Raw genomic sequence first — 15,457 nt, forward strand, 5'->3', positions numbered from 1 at the left:
TAATCACCGGAATGTCAGTGCTCCAAGTGCTGCCGTACGCCGCGCCAGCGCCGCAGCATGCCCTCCGGTACCTCGTCCGCGGTCAGCGCGAACACCAGGTGGTCCCGCCAGCCGCCGTCGATGTGCAGGTAGCGCGGGCGCAGCCCCTCCTCGCGGAAGCCCAGCTTCTCCACCACCCGGCGGCTGGGGCCGTTCTCCGGGCGGATGCACACCTCGATCCGGTGCAGCCCCAGGGTGCGGAAGCAGTGGTCCACGGCCAGTGCCAGGGCGGTGGGGATGATGCCGTGTCCGGCCACCGCCTCGTCCACCCAGTAGCCGATGTTGGCCGAGCACATCGAGCCCCAGGTGATGCCGCCGACGGTGAGCTGGCCGACCAGCTCGTCCTGGTAGGTGACCACGAACGGCAGCATCCGCCCCTCGCGGGCCTCGGCCCGGAGGAAGGAGACCATCTGCCGGTAGGTCGGCCGGGGGCCGGACGGCTTGCCCGGGGCCGGTGGCGGCACGGTGGCCTCCCAGCGCCGCAGCCAGTCCCGGTTGCGGGCGCTGACCTGCTGCCAGTCGCGCCGGTCGCGGATCCGGATGGGCCGTAGTCCGATCGGCCCCTCGCTCAGCTCGACCGGCCAGAAGGCGTTCAGTGCGGGCTCCTGGGCGCGGTGCCGTGCGGGGCGGCGTCGGGACGGGGGTGGTCGCCGCCGTGGACCTGGTCGACGGCGTGGCCGAGCAGCGGACCGAGGACGGCCAGGCCGTCCTTGACGCCGCCGCTGGAGCCGGGGAGGTTGACGATCAGCGTTCTCCCGGCGAGCCCGGACAGCCCCCGGGAGAGCGCGGCGGTGGGCACCCCGGCGGCGCGGCCGTGGGCGCGGATCGCCTCGGCGATGCCGGGGACCGGACGGTCGATCACTCCGGCGGTCTGCTCCGGGGTGAGGTCCATCGGGCTGATCCCGGTGCCGCCGGTGGTCAGCACCACGTCGTAGCCCTCGGCCACGGCCGCGCGCAGCGCTCCGGCGACCGGTTCGCCGTCGGGCACCACCCGTGGTCCGTCGACCGCGAAGCCCAGCGCCCGCAAGCCCTCGGCCAGCAGCGGACCGCCCTGGTCCGGATAGACCCCGGCGGCGGCGCGGTTGGAGACGGTGAGCACGAAGGCCCGGCGGTGCGCGCTCACGCGGCGCCTCCGGCGGTCCCGTCGTGGCCGGTGCTCGCGGTGCTCGCGGAGGTCGCGGAGGTCGCCGTGCTCGCGGAGGACTCGGGCCGGTGCCAGGCGCCGCTCTTGCCACCGGTCTTGGACTCGACCTGCACCGCGTCGATCCGGGCGCCCTTGTCGACCGCCTTGACCATGTCGATCACGGTGAGCCCGGCGACGGCGACGGCGGTCAGTGCCTCCATCTCCACACCGGTGCGGTCGGCGGTGCGGACCGTGGCCGCGATCTCCACCGCCTGGTCGGTCACCGACAGGTCGACGGTCACGCCGGAGATCCCGATCGGGTGACACAGCGGGATGAGCTCCGGGGTGCGTTTGGCTCCCATGATCCCAGCCACCCGGGCGACTGAGAGGGCGTCACCCTTCGGCATCCCCTCGCCCCGCAGCAGTTCCACCACCTTCGGCGAGACCAGGACCCGGCCGGTGGCGCGGGCGGTGCGCACGGTCGTCGCCTTCTCGGAGACGTCCACCATCCGGGCCGCCCCCGTCTCGTCGACGTGGGTCAGCCGATCGCCCTCTGCGCTGTTCAACGTGTCGTCTCCTGTGGCCGGTGGCGCTGCGGGCACAGGCTACCGCTGCGCGCGCGGCGCGTCAGATCGTGCCTTCCCCCGGAACCTGGTCCAGCAGCACCACGTCCACCAGCGCGCCCTCCGCCACGGCGGTGTCCTCCTCCGGCACCACGATCAGCGCGTTGGCCTGCGCCAGCGGCCCGACCAGGTGCGAACCGGCGCCGCCGACCGGGGTGACGCTGCCGGGCTCGCCGCCGTGCCCGGCCAGGTAGCGGCCCCGGGCGAACTGGCGGCGTCCCTCCGGAGAGGTCAGCGCCTCGGTGACGCGGGCCCGGACCACGCTCCGGTGCACCGGCTCGACGCCCATCATCGCCCGGATCGCGGGCCGCACGAAGAGCTCGAAGGAGAGGTAGGCGCTGACCGGGTTGCCGGGCAGGGCGAACAGCGGCACCGTGCCGTCGAGCAGCCCGAAGCCCTGCGGCTTGCCGGGCTGCATCCGCAGCTTGCGGAAGGAGATCTCACCCAGCGGCGGCTGCTCGCCGACCGGCGCCAGCGCCTCCTTGACCACGTCGTACGCGCCGACGCTGACGCCGCCGCTGGTGACGATGATGTCGGCGCGGATCAGCTGGTCCTCGATCACCTCGCGCAGCCGCGCGGCGTCGTCCGGCACGCCGCCGACCCGGTAGGCGATGGCGCCCGCCTCCCGCGCGGCGGCGGTCAGCGCGAAGCTGTTGGAGTCGGTGATCTGCCCGGGACCGGCCTTGGTCCCCGGCTGCACCAGCTCACTGCCGGTGGACAGGACTACCACCCGCGGCCGGGGGCGGATCCGGACGCTGTCCAGACCGATCGCCGCGAGCAGCCCGATCTGCGCCGGACCCAGCCGGGAACCGGCCGGGAGCACCGCCTGCCCGGCGCTGATGTCGTCGCCCATCCGGCGGACGAAGGCGCCGGGCTCGGCCGGACGGAAGATCCGTACCTCACCGGAGGCGCCCTGCGGCTCGCTGCTGACCGGGGCCATGGTGGTGGCCGCCGCGCCGCCGCTGCCGCCGTCGGTCCACTCGACCGGGACCACCGCCTCCGCGCCGGGGGGCAGCGGCGCGCCGGTCATGATCCGGGCGCACTGGCCCGGGCCGACCACCGGCAGGTTCGCCGCCCCGGCGGCCACGTCGCCGACGACCTTGAGCACCGACGGGTACGTCTCGGTGGCCCCGGCCAGGTCCGCGACCCGCACCGCGTAGCCGTCCATGGCGCTGTTGTCGAACGGCGGCAGGTGGCCCGGAGCGGTGATCTCGTCGATGGTCAGGCAGCCCTGGGCCTCCAGCAGTTGGAGCTCCAGCGACGGCAGCGGACCGACCGTGCGCAGGATGTCGTCCAGGTGCTCGTCCACCGACCAGCCGCGCTCCGCGCCGTGGTCGGTGTCGCACGGGTCCGCCTTCTCGGCGGACCCGTCGTCGTGGCCGTGCTCGCTCACTGCTCCCCCTGCTGTCCGCGCCGGTTCCCGCATCACTGTCCGCCCGTGCCGCTGCTGTCCGTCCGTGCCGCTAGTCGGCGAGGGACACCTCGGGCACGGCCGGGCGGCCGTCCAGCTCGCCACTGCCCACGAAGTCCTTCAGCCACGCCCGGAAGTCCGGGCCCAGGTCCTCACGCTCGCACGCCAGGCGGACGATGGCGCGCAGGTAGTCGCCCCGGTCACCCGTGTCGTAGCGGCGGCCCTTGAACAGCACGCCGTGGACCGGACCGCCCCGGCCGGGGGTGCGCTGCGCCAGCACCCGCAGCGCGTCGGTCAGCTGGATCTCGCCGTGCAGCCCGGGCGCGGTCTCGTGCAGCACCTCGAACACGCTCGGGTCCAGCACGTAGCGGCCGATCACCGCGTAGTTGCTGGGGGCCTCGTCCGCGCTGGGCTTCTCCACCAGGTCGGTGATCCGGACGATCTCGTCGTCACCGCCGAGGGTGCCGTGCCACTCGGCGGGCCGCACCGCGGCGCAGCCGTACAGGTGGGTCTGCGACGGGTCGACCTCGATCAGCGCCACCACGCTGCCGCCGAGCTCCCGCTGGACGTCGATCATCTTCGCCAGCAGCGGGTCGCGCGGGTCGATCAGGTCGTCGCCGAGGAGCACCGCGAAGGGCTGGTCGGCGACGTGCGGCTCGGCGCAGAGCACCGCGTGGCCGAGCCCCTTCGGGTCGCCCTGGCGGACGTAGTGCATGGTGGCGAGGTCGCTGGATTCGCGGACCCGGTCCAGCTTGGGCTGGTCGCCCTTGCGGATCAGCAGTTCCTCCAGCTCGTACGCGCGGTCGAAGTGGTCCTCCAGCGGACGCTTGTTCCGGCCGGTGATCATCAGCACGTCGGTCAGTCCGGCCGAGGCGGCCTCCTCGACGACGTACTGGATCGCGGGCTTGTCCACGACCGGAAGCATTTCCTTCGGAGTGGCCTTGGTCGCCGGGAGGAACCGGGTACCCAGACCGGCGGCGGGGATCACAGCCTTGGTGATCTGGCGCGAACGAGCATTCGTCATGTTGACGACTGTACTTGCCGATCCGGGCGCTTCAGACCTGCCCCTTGGTTTTTCCGGGCAGCTCACAGCCACTCGACAGAGACCTGTGAACCTGGTGTGACGTGGGCGTTTCGCTGGTACCGAGGTTACTGACGGGATCGAGCGCCGACGGCCCCTGGGCGCGCGCCCGGGCCAGCGCGCGCTCGGCCGCCCGCAGCAGCAGCGCGGCGTGGGCCCCGTCCGGCGGCAGCGAGGCGACGCCGACGGCGGCGCTCAGCCCGTTCCCGGGGTGGGCCGCGCCCTGCGCGGCCGGGACCGCGGGCAGCGGCAGCGAGTGCCTGCGGACCGTCCAGCGCAGCCGCGCGGCCGCGTGCTCGGCGCCGGCCGCGTCGGTGTCCGGCAGCAGCACCAGGAACTCCTCCCCGCCGTAGCGGCCGAAGACGTCGGCCGCCCGGAACTCCAGGGCCAGCCGCTGTGCCAGGTCCCGCAGCACCACCCCGGCCCGCTGGTAGCCGTGCTCGCGGCGGATCTCCTCGAAGCCCTCGACCTCCAGCAGCAGCAGCGACAGCCGCCCGCCCGGTCCGCCGCCGGGCGACTGCGGGGCGCGCAGGCAGCGGGCGATCTCCCGGTCCAGCGAGAGCTGGAGGTAGCGGTAGTTCCAGACCCCGGTCAACGGATCCGTGTAGGACGTGCGTTCGAGCACCGCGCGGGCCGCCCGCAGCGCCTCGATCTGCCGCGCCTGCTCGGCCTCGCGGACGGCCGCGGCGGCGTGGCAGCGGTGCAGCGCGCGCAGCAGCAGGGCGGCGGCGAGGAGCGCGGGCAGGCTGACTGCGGCCAGGATGTCGTAGAGCTGCGTCATCATGTCTGCTCCTCCTCCGGCCGGCGGTCGCCCGGCAGGCCCGCGGATCCGCTCGGCCGGGTGCTCGGCGCCGACCGCGCGGTCCGCCCGCCGCACCTGCGCGTCCACCTGCGCGTCCACCTGAGAGTCCGCCCGAGAGTCCACTTGAGAAAGGCCCGCTCATCCGATGCTGAACGACAAGGCCGCGCTGCGGTCACGGCTGCTCGCGGCACGCGCCGCGCTGTCACCCGAGCAGCGGCAGGAAGCCGCCCGGGCGCTCGCGGAGCACGCGCTGCCCCTCCTTCCGACCGAGCCGCTCCCCCGGGCGGATACGCCCCCGGTGGTGGCCGGATACGTGTCGGTGGGGGCGGAGCCGGGCACCCGCGCGCTGCTCGACGCGCTGCGCGCGCGGGGCGCGCGGGTGTTGCTGCCGGTACTGCTGCCGGACAACGACCTCGACTGGGGCCGCTACCGGGGCCCCGAGCACCTGGTCCGGGCCGGGCGCGGACTGCTGGAGCCGGACGGCGACCGGCTCGGCCCGGACGCGGTCCGCGCGGCCGGTCTGCTGCTGCTGCCGGGGCTGGCGGTGGACCGGCGCGGGGTGCGGCTGGGACGCGGCGGCGGCAGCTACGACCGGGTGCTGGCCCGGCTGGCCCGTGGCGGCGGCGAGCGGCGGGCCCGGCTGGCGACCCTGCTGTACGACCCGGAACTGCTGGAGGACGTCCCCGCCGAGGCGCACGACCTTCCGGTCGACGCGGCGGTGACGCCCTCCGGCGTTCGCTGGTTCTGACGGCCGCTGACGACCGCTGAGAGCCGCTGACGGCTGCTACGGGGTCAGCGTGAGCGTGTCCACCGCCGCCGCCTGCACCGCGCTCTTGGTGTAGGCCCAGGTCAGCAGCTGGCCGTCGGCCCACAGCTGGGTCTGGTCGTCGTAGTGCGGGTCGTACGGCTGGCCGGAGGCACCGCCGATGTTGATCCACTCGGAGCCGTCGAAGTTGCTGAGGTCCACCACCATCCGCATCGACGGTGCCCAGTCGACCTGGAACCCGGCCGCGGCGTTCCAGCCGGTCGCGTCCACCGCCGAGCTGCCGCCGTTCAGCTGGTACGGGCCCCGGTTCAGCAGCCGGTGCTCCAGGCCGGAGAACAGCGAGGAGTCGGCGGTGCCGAGGGTGGACTCCTTCAGCGTCAGCGTGTGGATCCGGCCCCAGCTCCAGGTGGCCATGTTCTTGCCCATCAGCGAGGTGAGCTGCATCCGGGCGTCCCGCATCGCCTCGGCGAGCAGGTTGTCCCGGCCGTTGACCTGCTGGCCGTTGTTGTAGGTGTACGACCACCAGCTGCTGTTCGGCTGGGTCAGCAGGTTCGAGACCACGGTCATCCACTGGTCGCCGCCGTCCGGCTGGGCCTGGTCCGGGGCGCGCAGGCCGCAGACGCTGACCAGCTTGGTCGGGCCGTTGAGGCCGTCGGCCGGGACGTTGGCGGTCTGCGCCTGCATCACGCAGTCGGTGGTGGCCCGCACCGAGGCCGGGAGCTTCTCGTCGAAGGCCAGGTGCAGCAGGTTGCTCCAGACCGCGTTGTAGTACGCCGCCGCCGCCGAGCCCGAGTCCTGGTCGTAGTTCCAGTCCTTGAGCAGCGCCTGGGCGTCGGTGTAGTACGAACCGCCGCTGAGCTTCACCTTGAGCAGGTACGGCACCAGGGTCTTCGCCATCACGCTGGTGTCGTCGTTCTGGATGTCGGACATGTCGTCCGGCGAGATCTTGCCGTTCCCGGCGATCTTGGACTGGATCAGGCTGGTGATCTGCTGGGCGCGGATGCCGTAGTCCCAGTCGGCGGTGATGGGGTACGGGTAACTGCTGTTCACCACCTCCTGGTTGGCGGCGACGATGTACCCGGCGGCGGGGTTCTCCACGTACGGCAGGGCCGCCGTGGGGATGTAGCCCTTCCAGGCGTAGGCGGAGTCCCAACCGGGATCCGGGTAGCTGCCGTTGTCGCCCTTGGCCCGGACCGGGATCTCCCCGGTCGCGGTGTAGCCGATGTTGCCGGAGGCGCCCGCGCCGTCCGCGTAGACCATGTTCTGGCCGGGGACGTCGAACTCGGCGGCGGCCTTCCGGAACTGGTCGAAGTCGGTGGCCTGGTCCAGCGAGAACACCGAGTCCATGGTCCGGCCGGGGCTGAGCGCGGTCCACTTCAGCGCGATGGCGTAGCCGTTGCCGCGCGGTGGGGCGGCCCCGGTGACCGGCGCGGTCTGGCCGACCGCCTGCTCCACCGCGTCGTGGTCGGAGATGATCGGCATGCCGTCGGCGGTGCTGCGCACGGTGATCGTCTGGTCCGCCGCTCCGGCGACCTTGATGGTCACCGTCCGGTTGGTGAACTGCTGGGTGCCGTTGTCGTAGGCGTAGCTGTCGGGGCCGGTGACCTGCTCCAGGTAGAGGTCCTGGACGTCGGCGCCGAGGTTGGTGAAGCCCCAGGAGATCGACTGGTTGTGGCCGATCACCACGCCGGGCATCCCCGGGAAGGTGAACCCGGTGACGTCGTAGGGGCAGGCGGCGCTGAGGGTGTCGCAGTGCAGGCCCATCTGCTCCCAGACGGACGGCAGTCCGGGGGTGAGGTGCGGGTCGTCTGCCAGCAGCGGCTTGCCGGAGGTCGTGTACTTGCCGGAGACCACCCAGGAGTTGGAGCCGATGCCCTGACCGGGCTCGCCCAGCATCGACGGGACGCTGTCGAGGTTGGCGGCCAGCTGGGTCGCGGCGCTGGTCAGGCCCTGGACGGTGCCGCTGTTGTCGCCGCTGCCGCTGCCGCTCGGACCGGAGCTGGTGGAGGCGGTGGTGTCGGCGGTGGCCCCGGCGGTGTCGGCGGACGAGGGGTGGTAGACCGCCTTCTTGAGGTTGCCGGAGTCGGAGACGGTGCCGGTGTCCACGATGGTGCCGTTGGCGGCCGGGTAGGCGGGGTAGAGCTGGGCGATCTGCGCCGCGCTGAGGCTCTGCGAGAGCAGCGAGCGGTCGATCTCCTGCTGCATGTTGCCGCTGAGGTCCCAGGCCATCGCCTTGAGCCAGGAGACCGAGTCCACCGGCGTCCAGGGGGCGGGGGTGTAGCCGCTGTGGGCGGCGCCGAGCATGGCGTACTCCACCGACTTCCCGGCGCCGCCCGGGTGCTGCTTGAGCCAGGCGTTCACCCCGGCGGAGAAGTCCTGGAGGTAGGCCTTGGTGGTCGCCGAGAGCTGGCTGTCGTACTCATGCTGCGCGACCCCGTGCCAGTCCATGGTCTGGATGAAGGCGTCGCTCTGCACGTTGGCGTCGTTCTTGCCCGCGCCGAACATGGAGGCCAGGGTGCCGGAGGTGATGTGGCGGTCCACGTCCATCTGCCAGAACCGGTCCTGGGCCTGGACGAAGCCCTGCGCCATGAAGAGGTCGGCGGCGCTGTTCGCGTAGATCTGCGGGATGCCCTTGCTGTCCCGGGTCACGGTGACCTGCCCTTGCAGGCCCGCGAGTTGGAGCGTTCCCGTGGTCTGCGGGAAGGACGCGCGGACCGTGCGAACGCCGTACCAGCCTCCGCCGACGGCGCCCACCACCACCAGCAGCACCAGCAGGATCACCAGCAACCGAAACCGGCGGAATTTCTTGGTGCGGGGCATCAGGGTCCTTGTTGAGGCAGGGGCTCGTCCGCCGCCGTGCAGTGCGGCGGGGCCGACGCTAACACCTGAACCGGAACAGCTGCGGACTGGTACCCGGCTTGGGAGCCTTCGCCGAGCCCTTGTCCAGCCTTCTCCGGGGCCGGTGTCGCGCGCCGAAGAAACCGGCCACGACCGACGGGGACCTACCTGGGTCCGCCGAAGATCGCACGGTAGAACTCGTGAGGGTACTAGCGACCGGGCCCCGGCGAAACCGGCGCGGGCGGCGACCGGCGCCGGGCGGACCGGGCGCGCGGGTGGAGCCGCAGCTCACACCGGTCACAGTGGACTATCGGCCGGGAATAACGCATCATTGACCGTCGTTAGCACTCATCAGGCGAGAGTGCCAGGAGGAATGACAAGTGCCGACGTACCAGTACCAGTGCACCGAGTGTGGCAGCGGCCTTGAGGCAGTCCAGAAGTTCACGGACGACGCCCTGACCGTCTGCCCGGAGTGCAGCGGAAGGCTGCGCAAGATCTACTCCGCCGTGGGTGTGGTCTTCAAGGGCAGCGGCTTCTACCGCACCGACAGCCGTTCGTCGTCGAGCAGCACGGTGGGTGCTTCCAAGTCCACCGCCTCGGCGTCGTCGAGCGGCGACTCGACGAGCTCGTCGACGTCGGGGGCGTCCTCGACGTCTTCGTCGTCCTCGTCGGCCTCGAAGGGCACGTCGTCGGGCAGCAGCTCGACGCCCGCCGCCTGACCCGCAGCACCCGCACGTCGGCCTTGTGGCCGAGCCCCGCCGGGCCTGAGTCCTGCTCTGGCAGTGACCGGCGGGGCTTTGGCACGTCCGGAAACGTCTCAGCGGGTGCGGGATTCACCCGTGGGGGTGGCCGAGTTCTCCACAGGCCCTAGTTGTCCACAGAAATCGTCCAGCGGCGCGGAAGTGCCGGTGGGGCGGGCCATCGTGGTGGTGCGGGCAGGTCGGCCGACCTGCCCGGCTACCCGACGGCCTCGCAAAGGCGGTGGTTCCGCATGTGCTCCCTGACGCTGCGCCCCCTGACGATCAGCGACCCCTCCCGTTCTGCCGCACCCCCCGCTGCCGCGCCCTCTCCTGCCACGCTCCCTCCTGCCACGCTCCGGCAGGCCGGGCCGGAGCCCGCTCCGGAACGGGCGGCGGCGGAGAGCCGGACAGCGAGCCAGACAGCGAGCCAGACAGCGAGCCAGGCGGCGAGCCAGGACCGGGCGGAGAGCTGGGTGCGCGGCTGGGCCGACAGCTGGGCGGAGAGCTGGGCGGAGGACGAGCCGGAGCCGGTGGCCGCGCCACGGCCGGTCGCGCCCACCGTTCCGCTGGTCGGCGACGCTCCGGCGGTACCGCCCACGCGGCGGGTCGCGCCGTTCGCGCCGATCCGGGCCGGGGGCGGCCGACATCGGCTGCCCGTTTCGGTACGGCGAAGGCCGGGGCCGGTCACGGTGGGGCTGCTGGCGGCGGCGACCACGCTGGCGCTGGGCGCGCTGCGGGCTCCGCAGCCGCCGTCCACCGGTCACCCCGGCCAGAGCGGGCCCGCGACCACCCGGGTCGGCACGGTGCGGGGGCCCTCGTGACACGCCGAAGGGCCGAGGCGGCGCCCCGGCCCTTCCATGTCGCGCTGCGGCTCGGCCTCAGTCGCCGTGGTGCGGCGGTGTCTCCCGCCGGTACCACGCCTCGTCCCGCTCGGAGCCGCCCTGGTCGCCGCCCCAGCCGGAGTCGGTGTCGTCCCGGCTCGGCTGGGTCAGCGGGTCGTCGAAGCGCAGCGCCGGGCGCTTGGGGGTGTCGTCTGCCATGCGTCCAGCGTACGAGGCGGCGGCGGGCGGCTGCGGGGTGGTGCTCATGCCGCCTCGAAGCCCGAGTGGTCGGCGATCTTCCGCAGCTCGGCGAGCGCGTGCTTCTCGATCTGCCGGATCCGCTCACGGGTCAGGCCGTGCTGCTTGCCGACCTCGGTCAAGGTCCGCTCGCGGCCGTCCTCCATGCCGTAGCGGGAACGGATGATCGACGCGGTGCGGTCGTCCAGCCGCCCGATCAGGTCCTCCAGCTCCTCACGGCGCAGCATCACCATGACCGCGTCCTCGGGTGAGGTCGCGGTGGTGTCCTCGACCAGGTCGCCGAACTGGGTCTCGCCCGCGTCGTCGACCGTCATGTTGAGGCTGACCGGGTCGCGGGCCCAGTCCAGGACGTCCTTGATCCGCTCGACCGTGGTGTCCAGCTCGGCGGCGATCTCGGAGTGCTCCACGTCGCGCCCCAGCTCCTTGGACTTCTCGCGCTGGACCCGGCGGATACGCCCGAGTTCCTCGACGAGGTGCACCGGCAGCCGGATGGTGCGGGACTGGTCGGCGATGGAACGGGTGATCGCCTGGCGGATCCACCAGGTCGCGTAGGTGGAGAACTTGAAGCCCTTGCCGAAGTCGAACTTCTCCACCGCCCGGACCAGGCCGGCGTTGCCCTCCTGGATCAGGTCGAGCAGCGGCAGCCCGCTGCGCGGGTAGCGGCGAGCCACGGCGACGACCAGCCGGAGGTTGGAGCGGATGAACACGTCCTTGGCGTGGCGCCCGTCAGCGATGACCGCGCGCAGTTCGTCCTCACTCGCGCCTGCTGCGGTCTCGCCGCTCTCCAGCAGGTGCTCGGCGAAGACACCGGCTTCTATTCGGGTTGAGAGGTCGACTTCCTGCGCGGCGTCGAGCAGCGGAGTCCGGGCGATCTCGTCCAGGTACATGCCGACGAGGTCGCGGTCGGCCTCACCGCTGGTCGGACGCGCGGTGCGAGTCCGGTCGGCCTTGTCGCGGACGACGGCACGCGTTGCCATTCGTACTCCTTCACGGAGAAGGGACGGGCCCGGCTGGCCCGTTCACGGGTTGCCTTTCGTAACGATGCAACGAGTAGATTCCGGACATCATTCCCAACGTGCGGTTTTTTCTGCCGGGGTGCAGTATCCTTGCGAATTTTCCCCCGATGATGACCGGAGCGTGCCCGGTTGCTCACGGAGAGATATGACGCCGTGTCGGCTCGGCACTGAGCCCGGTGCGCCCGGTCCTGGCCGCGCACTCAACGACTACGACGAGTCTGCGCTCGCCGGAAGTTCCGCGCGCGCCGGAATCGGGACGGCCCGCCGCCCGGGGCTTCCCCCGGTCGACGAGCCGTCGCGGTGCGCTCAACTACGGCTACGCGCAGTAGTAGAGCGTCTCGGAAGCGGTGCCCGAGGCGGTGCTGCCGCCGTACTCGGTCGCCTCGACCACGGTGCAGCTCGATGTGACGTACCCGGTCGCGGCGGAGTTGGCCCGGCCGCCGCCGGGGGCCGCGCCGCCGCCGGTGCCGTCGACCAGCACGTAGTGCAGCTTGCCGGAGGCGATGTAGCCCTTGAGCTTGGCCGCGCTCATCGCCGGGTCGTCGCCGGTGAAGCCGCCCATGCCGATGGCCGCCTTGCCGCCGCTCCGCAGGATGATCTCCGCTGCCGTCTGGGCGTCGGCGGTGGCCACCAGCCAGGTAGCGGAGCCCTGGTGGGCCTCCAGGTAGCTGAGCATGGCCGTGGAGACGCTGCCGCCCATGCCGCCACCGCCGGGCGCTCCACCAGCGCCGCCGCTGCGGTCACCGAACGAGCGCCCGCCGAAGGCCTGACCGGCTCCGGCGGCACCGCCGGTGGGCGGTTGGCCGGTGGTGGTGCCGGTGGTCCCGCCGGTGGTCCCGGCCGGGGGCACTTCGCTGGTGCCGGTGCCGGTGCCGGTGCCGGGCATCATGTCGGTGGGCAGCTCGCCGCCGGTCCCGCCGGGGAAGCCGGAGCCACCGGCGCCCCTGGCGCCGTCCGCGCCGTCGGCGCCGCCGGGCGCTCGGCCCCCGCCGCCGGGGAAGCTCATGCCGTTGCCGGTGGTCGGTCCGCCGGTGGGGTTCACCCCCTGGATGCTGCCGGCGGTCACCGTGTCCGCCGCGTACGCGGCCGGACCGGCGAGCAGCGCGACCAGGGCCGCGACCGCGCCCACCGCCGTCAACCGCAGCCGCGGCCGCGCCGAGCCGGGCGAGCCGCCGCGCAGCGCGCCCGCCCGGGCGACCAGCAGCACCGCCACGGCCGCGACCGCCAGCACCGCGACCAGCGGCCACAGCCAGCTGTCGAAGCCGGAGTCACGGCGCAGCAGGACGATCGCCCACACCGCCGTGACCGCGATGGCGAGCGGCAGTACCCAGGCCCAGGCGGCCGAGCGGCTGCGGAACGCCCGCAGCAGGGCCACCCCGCCCGCGCCGGTGAGCGCGGCGATCGAGGGGGCCAGCATGGTCGTGTAGTACGGGTGGAAGGTGCCGTCGGCGAAGCTGAAGGTCAGGTAGTGGGTGAGCAGCCACAGCCCCCACAGCAGCAGTCCGGCGCGCTGCGCGTCGGTGCGCCGCCTGCGTCCGCGCAGTACCAGGGCGCCGACGCAGGCGATCGCGGCGAAGGGGATCAGCCAGGAGATCTGGCCGCCGAGGATGTCGTTGAACAGGCGTCCGGCCCCGGCGGTGCCACCGAAGTTGGCGCCACCGCCACCGCCACCGCCCGCGCCGCCCGTGCCACCGCTGCTGCCGCCGGTGATCCGGGCCAGCCCGTTGTAGCCGGTGACCAGGTCCCAGACGGTGTCCTTGGTGGAGCTGCCAACGAAGGGCCGGTCGGCGGCCGGGATCGAGTCCACGATCACCATCCACCAGCCGCTGGACACCACCAGCGCGACGCCCGCGACCAGCAGCGTGCGGACGCGCCTGCCGAGGCTGCCCCTGGCCGCGTACAGGTAGGCGGCGCAGAAGGCCGGGAGCACCATGTAGGCGGCCAGCATCTTGGTGTTGAAGGCGAAGCCGACCAGCACCCCGGACCACACCAGCGGCATGGTCCGGCCGCTGCGGACCGCCTCCAGGCAGCACCAGGCCGCGCCGACGGTGAGCAGCACCAGGACCGGGTCCGGGTTGTTGTCGCGGTTGATGGCGACGGTGATCGGGGTGAGCGCGAGCACGGCGGCGGCGACGGTCGCCGCCGTCCAGCCGAAGCTGCGGCGTACGGCGCTGTAGAGCACGCCGACGGCGGCGACCCCGCACAGCGCGATCGGCAGCAGCATCTGCCAACTGCCGAAGCCCAGGACCCGGCAGGAGGCCTCCATCAGCCACAGCGCCACCGGCGGTTTGTCCACGGTGATGTAGTTGCCGGTGTCCAGCGAGCCGAAGAACATCGAGGTCCAGCTCTTGGTGCCGCTGAGCACGGCGGCGGCGTAGTACGAGTTGGCGTCGCCGTTGGCGCCCAGGCCGTAGCAGGAGACGGCGGCGGCGAGCAGCAGTACGCCCCACAGTGCGGGCCGGGCCCAGCGCGGCGCCTGCTCGCGACCGAGCAGGACGCGCTTGGCGAGGCTCCGCCCGGGTGGCCGGGAGGACGCCCGTACCGGTGTCGTCCCGGCATCGGTGTGGACGCTCATCAGCGGTTCAGCTCCTGGGAGTCGGCAACGGGCGGAGAAGGGGCGGGGACGGGGACGGGGACAGGAGAAGGAACGGGGGCGGAGAAGGACTGGCGCCCGGGGTGGAACACCCACACCCGCATCAGCAGGAAGCGGACGACGGTGGACAGGGCGTTGGCGCCGATCAGCGCGCCCAGTTCGACCAGGTGCGAGGCGCCGGGGGCGACCGCGTCGGTGACCGCGAGCGTGAGCGTGCTCAGCGCCAGCCCGATCACGAAGGCGATCCCGCCCTCGACCTGGTGCTTGAGCGCGTCCCTGGAGCCGGTGACGCCGAAGGTGAAGCGCCGGTTGGCGGCGGTGTTGGCGATCGCGGTGACCAGCAGCGCCAGCGCGTTGGCGACCACCGCCGGACCGGCCTGCCGCAGCACCAGGTACAGCGCCAGGTAGGCGAGGGTGCTGGCGACGCCGATGACGGCGAAGCTGGAGAGCTGGCGGCGCATCCCCGGCGGCAGTTGCGCCTGCTGGACCCGTGGCGGCACCGGCAGCCGGGTCGCGCCGGAGACCGTCCGGCGGGCGACCCGCCACATGCCCTTCAGGTCGTCCTTGACCGTTCGGACGATGTCGACCCGGCTGTCCGGATCGTCCACCCAGTCCACCGGGACCTCGTGGATCCGCAGCCCGCTGCGCTCGGCGAGCAGCAGCAGTTCGGTGTCGAAGAACCAGGTCTGGTCCTCGACCGAGCCCAGCAGCGCCCGCACCACGTCGGTGCGCCCGGCCTTGAAGCCGCACTGGGCGTCGGAGAAGCGGGCGGCCATGGTGGTGCGCAGCATCAGGTTGTAGGTCCGGGAGATGAACTCGCGTTTGGGGCCGCGCACCACCGCCGAGCCCCGGTGCAGTCGGCTTCCGATGGCGAGGTCGCTGTGCCCGGACAGCAGTGGCGCGACCAGCGGCAGGAAGGCGTCGAGCCCGGTGGACAGGTCGACGTCCATGTAGCTGACCACGTCGGCGTCGCTGCCGCTCCAGACCTGGCGCAGGGCCCGGCCGCGGCCCTTCTGGTCCAGGTGGACCGCGCGCACCCCGGGCAGTTCGGCCGCGAGCGCGGAGGCGATCCGCCAGGTGTCGTCGGTGCTGGCGTTGTCGGCGATGGTGATCCGGAACGGGTAGGGGAAGGTCTCGGCGAGGTAGGCGTGCAGCCGGTGCACGCTCTGGTCGAGGATCCGCTGCTCGTTGTGGACCGGGACGACGATCTCCACCAGGCGGGCGCGTCCCGACGGCAGCGGACCGGCCTGTGGCGCCGGGGGCGGTTCGGGGCGCGGCCCGGCTGCCCGGGGGGCGGGTTCTCCCGCCAGCGCTGTCGAATTGCTCATGCCGCCACGCTTCGGGAC

General features: G+C 72.8%; 12 protein-coding genes and 3 pseudogenes. 3 read left to right on the forward strand and 12 right to left on the reverse strand.

Annotated features, from left to right (window positions below):
• Positions 1-14: 14 nt before the first annotated feature.
• From GXP74_RS36080 to GXP74_RS36105, 6 genes and pseudogenes are all read right to left on the reverse strand, one after another.
• On the reverse strand, positions 15-635 hold the full coding sequence (locus tag GXP74_RS36080) for a GNAT family N-acetyltransferase (RefSeq protein WP_182456879.1): 621 nt from the start codon (positions 633-635) through the stop codon (positions 15-17).
• Entirely contained in the window at positions 632-1,162 is a 531-nt protein-coding gene (locus tag GXP74_RS36085; protein ID WP_182455421.1) for a molybdenum cofactor biosynthesis protein B, read from the reverse strand. Before GXP74_RS36085 ends, GXP74_RS36080 begins: the two co-directional genes overlap by 4 nt.
• An 86-nt stretch (positions 1,163-1,248) precedes the next feature.
• Positions 1,249-1,671 (reverse strand): annotated as a pseudogene (gene moaC / locus GXP74_RS36090) (cyclic pyranopterin monophosphate synthase MoaC); the annotation flags it as partial.
• Positions 1,672-1,789: 118 nt separating this feature from the next.
• Entirely contained in the window at positions 1,790-3,211 is a 1,422-nt protein-coding gene (glp, locus tag GXP74_RS36095) for a gephyrin-like molybdotransferase Glp (RefSeq protein WP_182455422.1), read from the reverse strand.
• A gap of 37 nt (positions 3,212-3,248) precedes the next feature.
• Positions 3,249-4,220 carry a UTP--glucose-1-phosphate uridylyltransferase gene (locus tag GXP74_RS36100; protein ID WP_182455423.1) on the reverse strand — a complete coding sequence of 324 codons (972 nt, stop codon included), beginning with the start codon at positions 4,218-4,220 and terminating at the stop codon, positions 3,249-3,251.
• A gap of 31 nt (positions 4,221-4,251) precedes the next feature.
• Positions 4,252-5,061 carry a GGDEF domain-containing protein gene (locus GXP74_RS36105; RefSeq protein ID WP_182455424.1) on the reverse strand — a complete coding sequence of 270 codons (810 nt, stop codon included), beginning with the start codon at positions 5,059-5,061 and terminating at the stop codon, positions 4,252-4,254.
• Between the two features lie 163 nt (positions 5,062-5,224).
• On the opposite strand from GXP74_RS36105, the gene GXP74_RS36110 reads away from it, so the two are divergent.
• Positions 5,225-5,827 (forward strand): 5-formyltetrahydrofolate cyclo-ligase, encoded by a 603-nt coding sequence (locus GXP74_RS36110; RefSeq protein WP_182455425.1) that lies wholly within the window; start codon positions 5,225-5,227, stop codon positions 5,825-5,827.
• Positions 5,828-5,863: 36 nt separating this feature from the next.
• On the opposite strand, the gene GXP74_RS36115 is transcribed toward GXP74_RS36110, so the two are convergent.
• Entirely contained in the window at positions 5,864-8,665 is a 2,802-nt protein-coding gene (locus GXP74_RS36115) for a penicillin acylase family protein (RefSeq protein WP_182455426.1), read from the reverse strand.
• A 398-nt stretch (positions 8,666-9,063) separates the two neighbouring features.
• Here GXP74_RS36115 and GXP74_RS36120 point away from each other — a divergent pair, with 398 nt between their 5' ends.
• Positions 9,064-9,402 (forward strand): FmdB family zinc ribbon protein, encoded by a 339-nt coding sequence (locus GXP74_RS36120; protein WP_182455427.1) that lies wholly within the window; start codon positions 9,064-9,066, stop codon positions 9,400-9,402.
• 272 nt (positions 9,403-9,674) lie between these two features.
• On the forward strand, positions 9,675-10,244 hold the full coding sequence (locus tag GXP74_RS36125; RefSeq protein WP_182455428.1) for a hypothetical protein: 570 nt from the start codon (positions 9,675-9,677) through the stop codon (positions 10,242-10,244).
• A 57-nt stretch (positions 10,245-10,301) separates the two neighbouring features.
• On the opposite strand, the gene GXP74_RS36130 is transcribed toward GXP74_RS36125, so the two are convergent.
• The 5 genes and pseudogenes from GXP74_RS36130 to GXP74_RS36145 form a co-directional block, all read right to left on the reverse strand.
• Positions 10,302-10,463, reverse strand: a complete 162-nt coding sequence (locus GXP74_RS36130; protein WP_225448432.1) for a hypothetical protein — start codon at positions 10,461-10,463, stop codon at positions 10,302-10,304.
• Positions 10,464-10,507: 44 nt separating this feature from the next.
• Positions 10,508-11,479, reverse strand: coding sequence for a sigma-70 family RNA polymerase sigma factor (locus GXP74_RS36135; RefSeq protein WP_182455430.1), 972 nt, complete (start codon positions 11,477-11,479; stop codon positions 10,508-10,510).
• Positions 11,480-11,834: 355 nt separating this feature from the next.
• Positions 11,835-14,093, reverse strand: coding sequence for a glycosyltransferase family 39 protein (locus GXP74_RS41710; protein WP_182455431.1), 2,259 nt, complete (start codon positions 14,091-14,093; stop codon positions 11,835-11,837).
• Between the two features lie 7 nt (positions 14,094-14,100).
• Positions 14,101-14,187: pseudogene (locus GXP74_RS42375) on the reverse strand (hypothetical protein); the annotation flags it as partial.
• A 70-nt stretch (positions 14,188-14,257) separates the two neighbouring features.
• Positions 14,258-15,439, reverse strand: a pseudogene (locus GXP74_RS36145) (glycosyltransferase); the annotation flags it as partial.
• Positions 15,440-15,457 lie beyond the last annotated feature (18 nt).

The organism is Streptacidiphilus sp. P02-A3a, assembly GCF_014084105.1.
Lineage (GTDB): Bacteria > Actinomycetota > Actinomycetes > Streptomycetales > Streptomycetaceae > Streptacidiphilus.

What these genes read in the sequence shown, in the direction of transcription:
- glp (WP_182455422.1), bottom strand. Translation starts at nt 3,211, where the DNA reads ATGCGGGAACCGGCGCGGACAGCAGGGGGAGCAGTGAGCGAGCACGGC.
- GXP74_RS36100 (WP_182455423.1), bottom strand. Translation starts at nt 4,220, where the DNA reads ATGACGAATGCTCGTTCGCGCCAGATCACCAAGGCTGTGATCCCCGCC.
- GXP74_RS36105 (WP_182455424.1), bottom strand. Translation starts at nt 5,061, where the DNA reads ATGATGACGCAGCTCTACGACATCCTGGCCGCAGTCAGCCTGCCCGCG.
- GXP74_RS36110 (WP_182455425.1), top strand. Translation starts at nt 5,225, where the DNA reads ATGCTGAACGACAAGGCCGCGCTGCGGTCACGGCTGCTCGCGGCACGC.
- GXP74_RS36115 (WP_182455426.1), bottom strand. Translation starts at nt 8,665, where the DNA reads ATGCCCCGCACCAAGAAATTCCGCCGGTTTCGGTTGCTGGTGATCCTG.
- GXP74_RS36125 (WP_182455428.1), top strand. Translation starts at nt 9,675, where the DNA reads ATGTGCTCCCTGACGCTGCGCCCCCTGACGATCAGCGACCCCTCCCGT.
- GXP74_RS36130 (WP_225448432.1), bottom strand. Translation starts at nt 10,463, where the DNA reads ATGGCAGACGACACCCCCAAGCGCCCGGCGCTGCGCTTCGACGACCCG.
- GXP74_RS36135 (WP_182455430.1), bottom strand. Translation starts at nt 11,479, where the DNA reads ATGGCAACGCGTGCCGTCGTCCGCGACAAGGCCGACCGGACTCGCACC.
- GXP74_RS41710 (WP_182455431.1), bottom strand. Translation starts at nt 14,093, where the DNA reads ATGAGCGTCCACACCGATGCCGGGACGACACCGGTACGGGCGTCCTCC.